Origin of the sequence: Streptomyces toxytricini, from assembly GCF_014649915.1 — a bacterium.
GTDB lineage: Bacteria > Actinomycetota > Actinomycetes > Streptomycetales > Streptomycetaceae > Streptomyces > Streptomyces toxytricini.
On the sequence record NZ_BMTY01000035.1, the window covers coordinates 1 to 16235 of the forward strand.

The 16235-nt window shown below is 77.9% G+C and carries 13 protein-coding genes; 11 read left to right on the forward strand and 2 right to left on the reverse strand.

All coding sequences use genetic code 11. The annotated features are described in order from the left end of the window. Nucleotides 1-1619 precede the first annotated feature (1619 nt). Genes IE170_RS31090 through IE170_RS31135 form a run of 10 tightly spaced genes read left to right on the forward strand, consistent with a single transcriptional unit; the run spans nt 1620 to nt 12659 of the window. Entirely contained in the window at nt 1620-2618 is a 999-nt protein-coding gene (locus IE170_RS31090) for an NAD-dependent epimerase/dehydratase family protein (RefSeq protein WP_189812821.1), read from the forward strand. 13 nt (nt 2619-2631) lie between these two features. After that, a complete protein-coding gene (locus IE170_RS31095) occupies nt 2632-4296 on the forward strand; it encodes a carbamoyltransferase family protein (protein WP_189812822.1) in 1665 nt (554 codons plus the stop codon). Beyond that, nucleotides 4293-5357, forward strand: a complete 1065-nt coding sequence (locus tag IE170_RS31100) for a glycosyltransferase family 2 protein (RefSeq protein WP_189812823.1) — start codon at nt 4293-4295, stop codon at nt 5355-5357. The genes IE170_RS31095 and IE170_RS31100 overlap by 4 nt, the downstream gene beginning before the upstream one ends. Next, a complete protein-coding gene (locus tag IE170_RS31105) occupies nt 5354-6028 on the forward strand; it encodes a D-glycero-alpha-D-manno-heptose-1,7-bisphosphate 7-phosphatase (RefSeq protein WP_189812824.1) in 675 nt (224 codons plus the stop codon). The genes IE170_RS31100 and IE170_RS31105 overlap by 4 nt, the downstream gene beginning before the upstream one ends. Further along, a complete protein-coding gene (locus tag IE170_RS31110; RefSeq protein WP_189812825.1) occupies nt 6025-7101 on the forward strand; it encodes a glycosyltransferase family 9 protein in 1077 nt (358 codons plus the stop codon). The genes IE170_RS31105 and IE170_RS31110 overlap by 4 nt, the downstream gene beginning before the upstream one ends. Next, nucleotides 7098-8063, forward strand: coding sequence for a glycosyltransferase (locus IE170_RS31115; protein ID WP_189812826.1), 966 nt, complete (start codon nt 7098-7100; stop codon nt 8061-8063). The genes IE170_RS31110 and IE170_RS31115 overlap by 4 nt, the downstream gene beginning before the upstream one ends. Next, nucleotides 8060-9337, forward strand: a complete 1278-nt coding sequence (locus IE170_RS31120; RefSeq protein ID WP_189812827.1) for a glycosyltransferase — start codon at nt 8060-8062, stop codon at nt 9335-9337. The genes IE170_RS31115 and IE170_RS31120 overlap by 4 nt, the downstream gene beginning before the upstream one ends. Before the next feature lie 60 nt (nt 9338-9397). Continuing rightward, complete coding sequence (locus tag IE170_RS31125; RefSeq protein ID WP_189812868.1) at nt 9398-10162, forward strand: D-sedoheptulose-7-phosphate isomerase; 765 nt, start codon at nt 9398-9400, stop codon at nt 10160-10162. Further along, nucleotides 10159-11580, forward strand: coding sequence for a D-glycero-beta-D-manno-heptose 1-phosphate adenylyltransferase (gene rfaE2 / locus IE170_RS31130; protein WP_189812828.1), 1422 nt, complete (start codon nt 10159-10161; stop codon nt 11578-11580). Before IE170_RS31125 ends, rfaE2 begins: the two co-directional genes overlap by 4 nt. Further along, nucleotides 11577-12659, forward strand: a complete 1083-nt coding sequence (locus tag IE170_RS31135; protein WP_373299085.1) for a glycosyltransferase family 9 protein — start codon at nt 11577-11579, stop codon at nt 12657-12659. The genes rfaE2 and IE170_RS31135 overlap by 4 nt, the downstream gene beginning before the upstream one ends. Before the next feature lie 17 nt (nt 12660-12676). Here the strand turns inward: IE170_RS31135 and IE170_RS31140 are convergent, their stop codons facing one another. Continuing rightward, a complete protein-coding gene (locus tag IE170_RS31140) occupies nt 12677-14068 on the reverse strand; it encodes an MFS transporter (RefSeq protein WP_189812829.1) in 1392 nt (463 codons plus the stop codon). A 371-nt stretch (nt 14069-14439) separates the two neighbouring features. Here IE170_RS31140 and IE170_RS31145 point away from each other — a divergent pair, with 371 nt between their 5' ends. Continuing rightward, entirely contained in the window at nt 14440-15186 is a 747-nt protein-coding gene (locus tag IE170_RS31145) for an SDR family oxidoreductase (RefSeq protein WP_189812870.1), read from the forward strand. A gap of 28 nt (nt 15187-15214) precedes the next feature. Here IE170_RS31145 and IE170_RS31150 read toward each other — a convergent pair whose 3' ends face one another. Next, nucleotides 15215-16231, reverse strand: a complete 1017-nt coding sequence (locus IE170_RS31150) for a DNA topoisomerase IB (protein WP_189812830.1) — start codon at nt 16229-16231, stop codon at nt 15215-15217. Nucleotides 16232-16235: the final 4 nt, after the last annotated feature.

The window sequence follows — 16235 nt, forward strand, 5'->3', positions numbered from 1 at the left end:
CCTTTCGCCCCACCGGCATCAGCAGGTCCCGCTCAGTGCCGGGGCCCGGCCGTTCCCCCGCCCAGACCCGGATCTGGGGGCCTTTTCGGCGGCCGGGAGGCGGTGGCCGCACGAAAGGACGACCAGAGCATCATCCGGAGACGGAAGCGCCCCAGATCGCTACGTGGCCCGGGTTTGCTCGGCGTCTGGTGGCCGTCCGGGGCCGGGCGGCGCGTCAGATCCCTACAGGGGCGCCGCCTGCTCGGCGGCTGACCGCCGGATTGCAGGTGTGGGCAGCGCTGACGCTGCCTGCTTGCCGTCTGTAGCCGAGATGGTAGGAGAGGGCAGCGAGGTGGGGGCGCTTCGCGCCCCGACGGCCTTCAGCCGCCGAAAGCAACGAGTCGAGCAGCGATCTGGGCGCTTCGCGGCCCACCACCGCGGCGGTCAGGCGCCGAGACGTGACGAGAACGGGGCAAACCGGGGTGCTTCGTGACCGAGGGCGGCCGTCCGCCGCGTAATGCCGAAGCGCGCAGCGGTCTGGGGCGCTTCGCGGCCCTCGATGGCGGTCAGGCGCTGAGCAGGCACGGCCATGTGGCGGTCTGGGGCGCTTCGCGGCCCTCGGTGGCGGTCAGGCGCTGAGCAGGCACGCCGTGTGGCGGTCTTGGGCGCTTCGCGGCCCCGGGCGGCGGCCGGACGCCGAGCAGACGGGGGCGTGTAGCGATCTGGGGCGCTGCTGTCTCCCGATGAGACTCCAGGCGCCATTTCGTGCAGGGACGGCGCCCTGGTTCTCCGCCGACGGGTCTGATGATGCGGGTGGGGCGAAAGGGGCTGCCGGAGCGGAAGAGCGCGCTCCCTGATGGCCCGCCATGGATTGCGTTGTTCGGCAGCTCTTTGTCTTTCCGGTGTGGGTCGGCCTGTCAAGGGTGGCCGTCAGGCCATCGCGGAGCGACGCGACCGCAGGGAGCGCCCTTGACGGGCCGGCCCGCGCCGGAAGGACAATGCGCTGACGGGACGCCCCCAGCACGACACCGACACCGAGTCGTCTGCCCCCGCCAATCCGGCTACCGCCGTCTCCCCGACGCCCCGGATCCTCGGCTACCGCTGTTTACCCGGCCCCGGATCCTCGGCTACCGCTGTTTACCCGGCCCCGGATCCCCGGCTACCGCCGTCTCCCCGACGCCCCGGATCCCGGGCTTCCGCCACTGCGCCGCCGCTGTCGCTTCTCTGGTGCCGGGTCGTCGGCCTCCCGCCCTGCTCCCGCTGTCGCCTCTCCGACGCCGGGTCCTCGGATTCCCCCCCCCGCCGCCCCGGCGCCGAGTCGTCCCGCTCCCGCCCGGGGCGGCTGGGCACCGTCGGCCGTCGGGAGTGTTTCGCAAAGCGGACAGCCTGCCCGGCGGGGCAGCTCACGCCGAGGTCCCCCGGCCGCGGCCAGCCCTCGAGCGAAACCGCCCCGCCGCCGGAGGCGCAGGTCGCCGGGCCGTCGTCTCACCCGGATGCCGCACCCGCCGTGCCGCGGGCGGGTGGGGCGGGCAGTGTGGGGCAGGGCCGCTCGCGGCCCCGCCCGGCGCCTCGTGCCGTACGGCACGCCGGGGCCGCAGCCGTACCGGCCGGCCCCGCGCCCGACCCCGAGGAGACCCCCCATGGCACCCTTGCCGGACCCCCGCTGGAGGCATGCCGTCGTCACCGGCGGCGCGGGCTTCGTGGGCTCGCACCTGTGCGCCGCCCTCCTCGCCCAAGGCACCGACGTTACGTGCCTCGACGACTTCAGCACCGGCCTGCCCGACAACACGGCCGACCTGCACGACCACCCGGGCTTCACGCTGCGCCGGGTCGACGTCAGCCGGCCGTTCACCGTCGACCGTCCGCCCGACCTGGTGCTGCACCTGGCCTCCCCGGCGTCCCCCGCCGACTACCTCCGGCTGCCGCTGCACACCCTGGACGCCGGGAGCCTCGGCACCCGCAACGCCCTGGAGCTGGCCCGCCGCAGCGGCGCCCGGTTCGTCCTCGCCTCCACCTCCGAGGTGTACGGCGACCCGCACGAGCACCCGCAGAGCGAGGCCTACTGGGGCAACGTCAACCCGGTGGGGCCGCGCAGCGTGTACGACGAGGCCAAACGGTTCGGCGAGGCGCTCACCACCGCGCACAGCGCCGCCCACGGCACCGACACGTGCATCGTCCGGCTGTTCAACACCTACGGGCCCGGAATGCGCGGCCACGACGGGCGCGCCGTCCCCACGTTCGTCCGCCAGGCCCTCGACGGCGAGCCGCTCACCGTGACCGGCGACGGCCGGCAGAGCCGCTCCCTGTGCTACGTCGACGACACCGTCGCCGGGATCCTCGCCGCGGCCGCCCACGGCATGCGCGGCCCCGTCAACATCGGCAACCCGGACGAGATCACCATGCTGGACCTGGCCCGCCGCATCATCGAACTCACCGGCTCCGCTTCGCAGATACGTTTCATCGCCCGCCCCGTCGACGACCCGGCGGTCCGCTGCCCGGACATCACGCTCGCACGCGGCAAGCTCCAGTGGGAGCCGCGCACCGACATGGCGGACGGCCTGCGGCGGACCATCGCCTGGTTCCGGGCCCGCAACAACAGCCCGGACCGCCGCTCCACGCCGAGTCCCTCCGGAACCTGAAGGACGGTCAGCCATGCGCGTCCTCGGCATCAACGCCCTCTTCCACGACCCCGCAGCCGCGCTCGTCGTCGACGGCCGGACCGTGGCCGCCGCCGAAGAGGAGCGGTTCAGCAGACGCAAACACGGCAAGCGGCCCGTGCCGTTCTCCGCGTGGGAACTCCCCGTCGAATCCGCCCGCTGGTGCCTGCGCAAGGCCGGCCTCCGCCCGGAGGACCTCGACGCCGTCGCCTATTCCTACGACCCGCAGCTCGCCCGCCCGGCCGACGCCATGGGACTGGACGACCCCTGGGACCACCTCCGCCAGACCTACGCCCGCGAAGCCCCCGGCTTCCTGGCGTCCGCCCTGCCCGGCCTGGACCCCGCCAAGGTCCGCTTCGTCCCCCACCACATGGCCCACGCCGCCTCCGCCGCGTTCGCCGCCGACCGGGCCGAGCGCAGCTCCGTCCTCGTCCTCGACGGCCGCGGCGAGCGCGCCTCCCACCTCGCGGCCCGGCGCACCGGAGCCTCCCTGGAGCCGCTCTGCGCGCAGGAACTCCCCCACTCCCTCGGCCTCGTGTACGAGGAGCTCACCGCCCACCTCGGATTCCTGCGCTCCTCCGACGAGTTCAAGGTGATGGCCCTCGCCTCGTACGGCACGCCGCGGATGCTGCCCGAGCTGCGGCGCCACGTCCACCCGACCGGTGACGGCGGTTTCCGGGCGACGGCCGTCCCCTGGCACGAGTTCTGCCCGCCGCGCGGCCCCGACGAGCCGTGGACGCGCGACCACGCCGACACCGCCGCCTCCGCGCAGGCCGTGCTGGAGGAGACCCTGCTCGACCTGGTGCGCTGGCTCCACGGCCGCACCGGCGACCGGACGCTCACCCTGGCCGGCGGCGTCGCCCTCAACTGCGTGGCCAACTCGCGGATCGCCCGCGAGGGCCCGTTCGACCGGGTGTGGGTCCAGCCCGCGGCGGGTGACGCCGGAACGGCGCTGGGCGCAGCCCTCCTCGTGGCCGCCGGCGCCGGCGACGACCCCGGCCCGATGGACGGCGCCGACCTCGGCCGCGAATGGTCCGACGCCGAGCTGGGTGCCTGGCTGAAGTCGGCGGGCGTCCCCTTCGAGCGTCCCCCGGACATCGCGGTCGCCGTCGCGGAGGCCCTCGCCGACAACGCCGTCGTCGCCTGGTTCCAGGGCCGCTCCGAATACGGGCCGCGCGCCCTCGGGCACCGTTCGCTGCTCGCCCATCCCGGGCACGCCGGCAACCTCGAACGGCTCAACGACGTCAAGGGCCGCGAGCAGTTCCGGCCGGTCGCCCCGATGGTCCTCGCCGACCGGGCCGCCGAGCTCTTCGACGGCCCGCTCCCCAGCCCGTACATGCTGTTCGTCCACGACGTGCGGCCGGGCTGGGCCGAGCGGATCCCGGCCGTCGTCCACGTCGACGGAACCGCCCGCATCCAGACCGTCGACGCGGCCCGCGAGCCCCTCGTCGCCCGCATGCTGGAGGCCTTCGAGCGGCTCACCGGGCTGCCCGTCGTCGTCAACACCAGCCTCAACACCGCCGGCCGGCCGATGGTCGACGACCCGCGCGACGCCCTGGAGTGCTTCGGCTCCTCGCCGGTCGACCTGCTCGCCATCGGCCCGTACGCCGTCCGCCGGGGCGCGATGTTCCGCACGTCCCCCGAGGGGTGGTCCGCGTGACCGGACCCGCGCCCCGCTATGCCGTCGTCATCCCCACGGTCGGCCGCCCGCAGCTGACCGCGTGCCTGGAGGCCCTGGCCGCCGCCCGCGGCCCCGGCCCCGGCCGTGTCGTCGTCGTCCACGACCGCCCGGGCCCCGGCGGCACCCTCCCGCCCCTGGAGGTCCCCGACGCGCTGGCTTCACGGACCCTCCTCGTGCCCGGGACCGCCCGCGGCCCCGCCGCCGCCCGGAACGCCGGCTGGCGGGCCGCGGGCTCCGTCCCCTGGGTGGTCTTCCTCGACGACGACGTGGTGCCCGGCCCCGACTGGGCCGAGGCCCTCGACCGCGACCTCGCGGCCGCCGGTCCCGGGACCGCGGCCGTCACCGCCCGGATCGAGGTGCCCCTGCCGCAGGACCGCCGCCCCACCGACTGGGAGCGCTGCACCGCCGGCCTGGCCACCGCCCGCTGGATCACCGCGGACATGGCCTTCCGCACCGCCGCCCTGCGCGCCGCCGACGGCTTCGACGAGCGGTTCCGGCGGGCGTTCCGCGAGGACGCCGACCTGGCCCTGCGCCTTGTGGCCGGCGGCTGGACCCTCGCCGAGGGCACCCGCCTCACCCGGCACCCCGTCCGGCCCGCGGACCGCTGGATCTCGGTCCGCACCCAGGCCGGCAACGCCGACGACGTCCTCATGGACCGGCTCCACGGCCGCGGCTGGCGGCGCCGGGCCGCGGCCCCGCTCGGCCGCCGCCCCGCGCACCTCGCCGTCACCGCCGCCGCCTGCGCGTCCGCGGTGTGCGCGCTCCTCGGCCGCCGCCGCGCCGCCGCCTGGTGCGCGGCCGCCTGGCTCGCCGGCACCGCCGAGTTCGCCGCGGCCCGGATCGCGCCCGGGCCCCGTACCCGGGACGAGGTCCTCACCATGGCCGTGACGAGCGTCCTGATCCCGCCCGCGGCCGCCTGGCACTGGGCCCGCGGCCTCGCCGCGCACCGGCGGGTGCCGCCCACCCCCGCAGCCGGCCCCCCGCCGGCGCCCGCCCCGGAGGGGCGGCGGACCGCAGCCGCCCCGGCGGGTGCGCCGTGACCGCCCGCACCCCGGCCCCCGCGGCGCTCCCCGACCGCGGCCCGGGCGGACCATGGCTGTGGACGGGGCCTCCGGCGGCCGGCCCCGCGCACGACGGCCTGCCCCAGGCCGTCCTCTTCGACCGCGACGGCACCCTCGTCGCCGACGTCCCCTACAACGGCGACCCCCGCCTGGTCCGGCCCGTGCCGACCGCGCGCGAGGCCGTGGCGGTGCTGCGCCGGCTGGGCGTGCCCACCGGCGTCGTCAGCAACCAGTCCGGAGTCGGCCGCGGCCTCCTGACCCACCACCAGGTCCGCGCCGTCGCGGACCGCGTCGACGCCCTGCTCGGCCCGTTCGGCGCATGGGCCGTCTGCCCGCACCGGCCCGAGGACGGCTGCCGCTGCCGCAAGCCGGCGCCCGGCCTCGTCCTCGCCGCCTGCACCGCCCTCGGTGCGGACCCCCGCCGCACGGTCGTCATCGGCGACATCGGAGCCGACGAGGACGCCGCCCGAGCCGCCGGCGCGCTCGCCGTCCTCGTACCCACCCCGGCGACCCGCCCCCAGGAGGTGGGGGCCGCCCGCCACACCGCCCCCGACCTGCTGGCCGCCGTACGCCTCGCGCTCGACCTCGCCCTGCGCCGCGAGCCGGCGCCCCGCCGGGCGGCCTCCCACCCCGGCGGTGACCCGTGGTGAGGGCCCCGCGCACCCTCGTGGTGCGCCTCGACAGCGCCGGCGACGTCCTCCTGTCCGGCCCCGCCGTCCGCGCCGTCGCGGCCGGCTCCTCCTACACGGCCATGCTGTGCGGCCCCCAGGGCGCACCCGCCGCCGCGCTGCTCCCCGGCGTCGACCGGGTCCTCGTCCACCACGCGGCGTGGGTGGGATTCGCCCCGCCGCGGACCTCCCGCGAGGAGTGCGACCTGCTGCTGGACGCGCTCGCCGCCGACCGCTTCGACCGGGCGCTGGTCCTCGTCTCCCACCACCAGAGCCCCCTGCCGGCGGCCCTGCTCCTGGCGCTCGCCGGGATCGGGGACACCGCCGCCGACTGCACCGACTACCCCGGCTCCCTGCTCTCCCTGCGCCACCGCCGCCGGCCCGGCAGGCACGAGGCGGAAGCCGCCCTCGACCTGGCGCGGGACTTCGGCTACCCGCTGCCCGCAGGCGACGACGGTGCGCTGGGGATCCTGGAGCCGCCCGAGACCGTCGGCCTCACCGGCCCCGACCCCTACCTCGTCGTCCACCCCGGAGCGGCCGTCCCCGCCCGGGCGTGGAGCCCCCAACGGGCCGCCCGAGCGGTCGCGGCGCTGCACGACGCGGGGCACCGCGTGGTGGTCACCGGCGGGCCCGCCGAGCGGGAGCTGACCGCCCGCGTCGCCGGCAGGCACGCCCTCGACCTCGGCGGCGGCACCCGCGACCTGCACGAACTCGCCGGAGTGCTGGCCGGGGCCCGGGCGGTCGTCACCGGCAACACCGGCCCCGCCCACCTGGCCAGCGCCGTCGGCACCCCCGTGGCCTGCCTGTTCGCCCCCGTCGTGCCGGCCGAGCGCTGGCGCCCGTACGGCGTCCCGCACGTCCTGCTCGGCGACCAGCAGGCGGCCTGCGCCGCGACCCGCGCCCGCACCTGCCCGGTGCCCGGCCACCCCTGCCTGGACTCCGTACGGGACGAGGAGGTCCTCGCGGCCGTGGCAGCCCTCCTCGGCGCCGCACCCGGCCGCGGAAGAGCCGGCGTCCGCCGCGCAGCCGCCCACGACCTAGGAGCAGCACGGTGAACATCCTCCTGTGGCACGTGCACGGCTCCTGGACCACCGCCTTCGTCCAGGGCCCGCACACCTACCTGGTGCCCGTCACCCCCGACCGCGGCCCGGACGGCCTCGGCCGCGCCCGCACCTTCGACTGGCCCGGCTCGGTCCGCGAGGTGACCCCCGGGCAGCTCGCCGACACCCCCGTCGACGTGGTCGTGCTCCAGCGCCCGCACGAGTGGCGGCTCGCCGAGGAGTGGCTCGGCGGCCGCCGGCCCGGCCGGGACGTGCCGGCCGTCTACCTGGAGCACAACGCCCCCGACGGCCCGGTGCCCTGCACCAGGCACCCCGCGGCCGACCGCGACGACACCGTCCTCGTCCACGTCACCCACTTCAACCGGCTGTTCTGGGACTGCGGCAGCACCCGCACCCGGGTGATCGAGCACGGCATCGTCGACCCGGGCCACCGCTACACCGGCCGGCTGGCCCGCGCCGCCGTCGTCGTCAACGACCCCGTCCGGCGCGGCCGGTACACCGGCACCGACCTGCTGCCCGGCCTCAGCGAGGCCGCCCCGCTCGACGTGTTCGGCATGCGCACCGAAGGACTCGCCGAGCACCTCGGGCTGGACCCGGAGCGCTGCCGCGGCCGGGACCTGCCCCAGGCGCTGCTGCACACCGCCATGGCCGAGCGGCGCCTGTACCTGCACCCCGTCCGCTGGACCTCCCTCGGCCTGTCCCTGCTGGAGGCCATGCACCTCGGCATGCCCGTGGTGGCGCTGGCCACCACGGAGGCCTCGGCCGCCGTTCCGCCCGGTACGGGCACCCTGTCGACCCGCCCCGAGGAGCTGGCCCTGGCGGCCCGCCACTACCTGAACGAACCGGAAGCCGCCGCGGAGGACGGCGCCCGCGCCCGCCGGGCCGCACTCGACCGGTACGGCCTCAAACGCTTCCTGTCCGACTGGGAGCACCTGCTCACGGAGGTACGGTCATGACGCCCCCCGCCCGACCCGACCGCGGCCGCCCGCTGTCGATCGCCCTGGTCTCCGAGCACGCCAGCCCGCTGGCCGCGCTCGGCACCGCCGACGCGGGCGGGCAGAACGTCCACGTCGCCTGCCTGGCCGGCGCCCTCGCCGACCGGGGCCACCGCGTCACCGTCCACACGCGGCGCGACTGCCGCGACCTGCCCGACACCGCGGAGCTCCGCCCCGGAGTGCGGGTGCACCACGTCGACGCCGGTCCGCCGCAGCCGGTGCCCAAGGACGAACTGCTCCCGCACATGGGCGCCTTCGGCAGCCGGCTGCTGGCCGAATGGCGGGCCGGCCCGCCGGACGTCGTGCACTCCCACTACTGGATGTCCGGGGTCGCCTCCCTGACCGCGGCCGGCGTGCTCGGCGTCCCCCTGCTGCACACCTACCACGCCCTCGGCACCGTCAAGCGGCGCCACCAGGGCGCCGCCGACACCAGCCCCGCCCAGCGCATCCCGTGGGAGCGCGACATCGGGCTGCGCTGCGACCGGGTCCTCGCCACATGCCGCGACGAGGTGGGCGAGCTGATCCGGATGGGCGTCCCCGAGGACCGCGCCGACGTCGTGCCGTGCGGCGTCGACCCCGCGCGTTTCCACCCCGACGGCCCGGCCGCCCCCCGGGACCCGGCGCACCCGTACCGGCTGCTGCAGCTCGGCCGCCTGGTACCCCGCAAGGGCGCGGCCGTCTCCATCGCCGCCCTGTCCCGGCTTCCCGGCGCCGAACTCGTCGTCGTCGGCGGACCGCCCGCCGAGCACCTGGACCGCGACCCCGAGGTCGCCCGGCTGCGCGCCGCCGCCCGGCAGGCCGGGGTCGCCGACCGGGTCCGCTTCGCCGGCGGCCTCGGCGGCGCCGACGTCCCCGCCGTGCTGCGCAGCGCCGACGTGGTGCTCTGCCCCGCGGACTACGAGCCCTTCGGCATCGTCCCGCTTGAGGCCATGGCGTGCGGCCGGCCGGTCGTCGCCAGCGCCGTCGGCGGCCAGCTCGACACGGTCGTCCACGGGGAGACCGGGCTGCTGGTGCCGCCCGGCGACCCCGCCGCCCTGGCCCGCGCCGTGTCCCGGCTGCTGGCCGCCCCGCTGCTGCGGGCCGCGTACGGGAAGGAAGCCCGCCGCCGCGCCGTCGCCCGGTACGGCTGGGACCGCGTCGCCGCCGCCACCGAGGCCTCGTACCGGTCGGTCCTGGAACGCCGCTCCCGGCCCGCCGCAGCCGCCCTCGGCGTACGCCGCCCCGCGCCCGCCTGAACCGTCCGCCGCGTCCGGAAGGAGGTGAGGCCGACCGCGTCCCGCGGGCCGGCCCCCACCATGAACCCCCACCCCCGCACGCAGCGCGAGCCCGAGGGCTCCGCGCGCCCCGGCTCGCCGCCCCCGACGGCGGTCCGAGCCCACTGCACCTCCCTGCAGGCCGCCCTGGAGCGGATGTGCCGCGACAGCACCGGCCTCCTCGAACGGTGGGCCGGCGAACTCGCCCGCGCCCTGCCCGCCGGCGCCCGGCTGCTCGCCGCCGGCAACGGCGGCAGCGCCGCGCAGGCCCAGCACCTGACCGCCGAACTCGTCGGCCGCTACCGCCGCGAGCGGCCCCCCTTCTCCGCGATCGCCCTGCACGCCGAAACCTCCAGCGTCACGGCCATCGGCAACGACTACGGCTACGACCACGTCTTCGCCCGGCAGGTCGCCGCCCACGGCCGGCCGGGCGACGTCGCCCTGTTCCTGTCGACGTCCGGCCGCAGCGACAACCTCCTGTCGGCGGCCGCCGCGGCCCGCGAGCACGGCCTGCGGGCGTGGGCCCTGACCGGCCCCGCACCCAACCCGCTCGCCGACGCCTGCGACGAGGCGCTGTGCATCGACGCCGACACCAGCGCCACCGTCCAGGAGGTCCACCTGGTCGCCGTGCACCTGCTCTGCGAGGCCTTCGACGAGGCACTGGACCGGGAGACCGCCGCGACGCCGCGGAGCCCCGGCACCGGCCGGGCCGCCGCCCGCGTCCGCCGGACCGCCGCAGCACGCCCCGCCGGCGCGGCCGACGGCCGGCCCCTCCCCGCCGTGCCCGTGACCGGGAGGACGCCGTGACCGCGTCCTCCGCACAGGCCCCCCTCGTCGTCGTCGGCGACGTCCTCCTCGACCGGGACATCGACGGGGCCGCCGACCGCCTCGCACCCGATGCGCCCGTCCCCGTCGTCGACGTCGCCTCCGACCGCTCCCGGCCCGGCGGCGCAGGACTCGCCGCCGCGCTGGCCGCCGCCCGCTCCGGGCGCGAGGTCGTCCTGGTCACCGCGCTCGGCAGGGACGGCGCGAGCCGCCGCGTCCGCGAGGCCCTGCGGGGCCGGATCCGGCTCGTGGAGCTGCCCCTGTCGGGCACGCTCCCGGTCAAGACGCGCGTCCTGGCCTCCGGGCGCCCCGTGGTCCGCATCGACCGCGGCGGCGGCCGCGCCGGGCCCGCCACCGGGGAGTGCGACGAACTGCTCGCCGCGGCGCACACCGTCCTCGTCGCCGACTACGGCCGCGGCACCGCCGATGCCCTGCGGCCCCTGCTCGCCCGGGCCGCGCACCGGGTGCCGCTGGTGTGGGACCCCCACCCGCGCGGCGGGCCGCCCGTCCCCTGCGCCCGCCTGGTCACCCCCAACGCCGCCGAGGCCCGCGCCCTGTGCCCAGAGGAGGGCAGCGGCACGTCCCTCGGCGCGTACGCACGCCGCGGCGCGCTGCTCGCCGCCCGCTGGCAGGCCGCCTCCGTGGCCGTCACCCTCGGCGAGCGCGGCGCCCTGCTGACCCGCCCCCACGCGGACGCCCCGCTGCTCGTGCCCCCGCCTTTCCGGGCGTACGGGGACACCTGCGGCGCCGGCGACTGCTTCGCCGCGCACACCGCCGCCGCCCTCGCCGACGGCGCCCTCCCCGAGGAGGCCGTCTGGCACGCCGTCACCGAGGCGGCCGCGTTCGTGGCCGCAGGGGGCGCCTCCAAGGCGGCCCTGTGGCGGCGGCCCGACCCGGCCCCCGCCGCGCCCGACGGCTCCGACGCCCTGGCCCTCGTACGGGAGGTCCGGGCGCGCGGCGGCACGGTCGTGGCGACCGGAGGCTGCTTCGACCTGCTGCACGCCGGCCACGTCGGCCTGCTGGACAGCGCCCGCCGGATCGGGGACTGCCTGGTCGTCTGCCTGAACTCCGACGCGTCCGTGAGCCGGCTCAAGGGGCCGGGCCGCCCGCTGACACCGCTCGCCGACCGGACCCGGGTGCTGCAGGCGCTCGGCAGCGTGGACGCGGTCCTCCCCTTCGAGGAGGACACCCCCGCCGAGGTGCTGTCCCTGCTGCGGCCCGACATCTGGGTCAAGGGCGGCGACTACGCGGTCGACGACCTGCCGGAGGCGGCCCAGGTGCGGGCGTGGGGCGGGCAGGCCGTCGTCCTGCCCTACCTCGACGGGCGCTCCACCACCGGCCTGGCCAGGCGCGCGGCGCGCGCCTCGGCGGCCGGGCAGGCCGGGGCCGGCGTCCCGTGAGGGCCGCCCCGCCGCCCGCCGGGCCGGCCGCGGCCCCCGCCGCGACCGGCCCGGCCGCACACCCGTCCCCGCCACCGCCCCGCCGGCTGCGGCGCGCCACACCGCCCAGGGCCGCCGTGCTGCGGGCGCTGGGCCTCGGCGACCTGCTGACCGCCGTCCCGGCGCTGCGCGCCCTGCGGAACGCCCTGCCCGGGCACGAACTGGTCCTGGCGGCTCCGGAGCGCCTCGCCGACGCCGTGCGGGCCCTCGGCACCGTGGACCGGCTGCTGCCCGCGCACGCCCCCGGGCGCGGTGTGCCGACGGCCCTGCCCTGGCCCGGCCCCCCGCCCGACGTCGCCGTCGACCTGCACGGGTGCGGCCCGCCCTCCCGGATGCTGCTCGCCGGCCTGCGGCCGCGCCGCCTGCTCGTCTTCGCACCCCCCGACCGCCCGCAGGCGCCCGGGCCGCGCTGGCGCCCCGACGAGCACGAACGCGACCGGTGGTGCCGCATGCTCCGCTGGTACGGCCTCCACGCCGACCCCGGCGACCTCGCCCTCCCGCTCCCCGACGAGCCCTCGCCGGCGCCCGGCGCGGTGGTCCTGCACCCCGGCGCCGACGCCCCGGCCCGCCGCTGGCCGGCCGAGCGGTTCGCCGCCGTGGGCCGCGCCCTGGCCCGGGACGGGCACCGCGTCGTGGTCGTCGCGGGCCGCGGCGAAGGCCCGCTCGCCCGCCGCGTCGCCGCGTACGCGGGCCTCGCGCCCGATGCGGTCGCCGGCGGAGAACGGGACCTGCCGTTCGGCCGGCTCGCCGCGCTCGTCGCGCACGCCCGCTGCGTGGTGGCGGGGGACAGCGGCGTGGCCCACCTCGCCTCCGCGCTGCGCACCCCCTCCGTCGTCCTGTTCGGGCCGGTCGCGCCCCGCCTGTGGGGACCCCCGCCCGACGGCCCCCACCGCGTGCTGTGGCATCCCTCGCCGGACGACGACCCCCTGCGCCCGGGCGACGCCCACGGAAGGCTGACCGACCCCCGGCTGCTGCGGATCTCCGCCGCCGAGGCCCTGGCAGCCGTACGGGCCCTCCCCGAGCCGCCGGCCAGGGCCTGACGGCTGCCCGGCCGGGATCAGGCGGCCGCGGCCACCGCCGGCGGGGAGACCGCCGCTACGGGGCACGCGGCCCTGACCGGCGCGACCGGCGCGGTGCGGCGGGCGGTGCGGCGGCGGGCCAGCCAGCCGGCGCCGACGGCCGCGGCGATGACGAGGCCGCCGGAGACCAGCGCGGCCCGCACCCCGAGCTGCTCCATCAGCAGACCCAGCACGGGCGGCGCGGCTAGCCCCCAGCCCGTGCGCACCGTGGACCAGGCGCCGAGCACCCGGCCCCGCATGCGCGCCGGCGGGTCGGTCTGCAGCAGCGTCGACTGGGCCGTGTCGCCGACGGACTCGGCGACGGCCATCGGCAGGACCAGCACCAGCAGCACCGCCAGCGACGGCGACAGGCCTGCGAGGATCTGCAGGAGGGCTCCCAGCACGGTGAGTGCGGCGACGAGCCGGACGCCGGGGAGCCGCAGCCGCGCCCCGAGGACCGCGCCGATGATGCCGCCCGCGGCGAGGACCGTGGACACCGCGGAGAAGGAGGCGGCGTCCCCGGCGAGCGGGCCGGTGACGAGCACGACCAGCGTCAGCGAGTAGTTCCGGCCGAAGAGGGCGCTGATGCCGTTGAGACCGGCGAGGGCGACCAGCCGGCGCCGGCCGAGGAAGTACCGCAGCCCGGCCCGCATGCCCGCGGCGGGCTCCGCCCCGTCCCCGGAAGCCCCGCCCGCGGCCGGCGCGGCGTGCTGCTCCGCGCCGGGAGCCGGGCGCAGGAAGGGGATGACGCAGGCCACGAAGAGGAAGGAGAGCCCGTTGACGGCGTACGCGGCGGCCGTGCCGAACGCCGCGACCGTCACACCGGCCAGCGCCGCCCCGACGAGTCGGCCCGCGCTGTGCACCAGCGACCCGACCCCGATGGCGGACGGCACGTCCCGCGCGGGGACCAGGTCGTTTCCGAGGAGCGCGCAGGCGGGCCCGTCGACGGTCGCGACGACGCCCGTGACCACGGCCAGGGCCAGCAGCACCGGCAGGTTCAGCAGGCCGAGGGCGACGAGCAGACAGGTCGTGAAGGCGACCACGCCCAGCAGGGCCTGGCAGACCGCGGCGGTCACCTTGTGCGGGAACCGGTCGACGAGGGACCCGCCGGCCAGGCCGAGGAGCAGTCCGGGGGCCGCCTGGAGGGACACCGACAGGCCGGTGAGGGCGGCCGAGCCGGTGATCTGGAGCACCAGCAGGTTCTGCACCGTCAGCTGGGTCCAGGTCCCTGCGTTGGAGACGAAGTTGGCGGCGGCCCACCAGCGCATCCCGCGGTGGCGCAGGGCGCGCCACGGCGAGCGGTCGCCGGGCGCGCCGGCAGGCGCGGGGGCGGAGGCGGGCGCGGCGGGGGAGGGCGCGGCGGAGCGCGCCGGGGAAGCAGAGGTAGACACAGCGGTACCGGGGAACGGGGCCAGGACGGGTCACGGGCGGATCCGGCGTCTCGGCGCGGCCGGCGCCCGCACCGCATGGTCGCGGTGCGGGCACCGGGGGAATCGTCCCGTTCGGCCCATGCTGGCAGACCGGCTCCGCGAGGGGGGCGTGACCGCCGTCACCGGCCCCCGAATCCGCCCGCCCACAGGGCCCGTTGGGGGCCGGGTGGGTTTGCTCACACCGACCCGGCGGCGCCCGGCCGGTGCACGGGCGGCGCAGCCCGGCGTGCCCGCCCCGGCCCTGCCCCGCACAGTGGAGGCGCAGACACCGCCGGGCCGCGCCCGCGTACGCCCGGCGGCCGGTGTACCGCGACGAAAGGCGTGTGACCGCGATGGACAGCTCCTCGCCCCTCGACCTGCTCGGCAGGCAGGCACTGGTGACCGGCGGGGCGCGCGGCCTGGGCGCCGCGATCTGCCGCCGGCTGGCGGCCGCGGGAGCCCGGGTGCTCGTGGCCGACGTGCGGCGCGACCTCGCCGAGGGCCTCTGCGAGGACCTCACGGCCCGCGGCGGGCAGGCCCGCCACCTGGACCTCGACGTGCGGGACCCGGCACAGGCCGCGGACGCCTTCCGCACCCTCGACGAGTCCGGCGAGGAACTCCACGTGCTCGTGAACTGCGCCGCCGTGGACGTGACGAAGTCCGCCGAGCACCTCACGGCGGACGAGGTCACCCGCGTGGTGTCCACCAACCTGCTGGGCCCGATGTACCTGTGCCTGGAGGCGTACCGCCGGATGGTGGCCCGCGGCGGCGGCCACATCGTGAACATCCTCTCCACCGCCGCCAACCGCACCTGGACGGAGGCCGGCCCCTACGCGGCCAGCAAGACGGGCCTGCGCGCCTTCACCCACACCCTCTTCAAGGAGGCGCAGCGCGACTGCCTGGGCATCGGCGTCACGGGCGTCATCGCCGGCGGCATGGAGACCGCGTTCATCATGGACCGCTTCCCCGACGCGGACGTGTCGATGCTGCAGAGCCCCGACATCGTCGCCGACACCGTCATGTACGCGCTGTCCGTGCCGGGCGGCAGCGCGGTCCCCGAGGTGGTCGTCGTCCCCCGCCGGGAACCGTCCTGGCCGTGACGGCCGCCGGCCCGGCCGGCCGCGGCGGTCAGCCGCCGAGCAGGCGCAGGACTGCCCGCTCGACCGCGCCGCGGGTGGCCGGCGTGCCGAGTTCCGCGTCCTCGCCGAGCCGCCCCAGCGCGGACGCGATGGTGACGCCGTCCTCGTACCGCTCGAAGACCAGCGGATCGATGTAGGAGGCACGGCACACGGCCGGGGTGTTGCCCAGGTACTCGCTGACCTCCCGCACCGCCCGCGCCGCGGCCCGCTTGCGGACGGCCTGCGAGCCGTTCGCCGTACGGGCCGACACGGCGAGGGCGACCGCGGCGAGGACCGTGGCGTGCCAGGTCCGGAAGTCCTTGGCCGTGATGTCCCGCCCGGACCGCTTTTGCAGGTAGGCGTTCAGGTCCGCGGCCCGCACCTCGCGCCAGGTGCGGCCCTCCCGGTACGCGAACAGCCGGGGGCCCGGCTCCTGCCGGCGCAGCAGCGCCCGCACGACGGCCAGGGCCGCATCGTCGACCAGCGCCCGCACCACGTGGCGGCCGGACTTCGCGGGGAAGTCCAGGCAGACCTCCCCGCGGCTGCACCGGGCGTGCTCGCGCAGCAGGGTGGTCAGGCCGTGACTTTCGTTGTCGCGGGCGTACCGCTCCCCGCCGATCCGGAAGAAGCCCAGGTCCAGCAGGCGCGCCGCGCACGCCAGGACCCGGTCCCGGCCGAGGCCGCGGCCCGCGAGGTCCTCCTCGACGGCCTGGCGCAGGCGCGGCAGGCTGCGCGCGACGCGGCGCACGTGCTCGTGCTTGGCCGCGTCGCGCTGCTCGCGGAACGCCTCGTGGTACAGGTACTGGCGGCGGCCCGCCGCATCGGTGCCGATCGCCTGGATGTGGCCGTTGGGCCAGGGGCAGATCCACACCGCGGTCCATGCGGGCGGGATGGCCAGCCGGCGGACCCGCTCCCGCTGCCCGGCGGCCAGCGGGGCGCCTGCGGCGTCGAGGTAGCGGAACCCCCGGCCGTGGCGCACCCGCTGCCATCCGGGCCGGTGCGGGTCACTCGTGCGCAGCCTGGTCACGGGG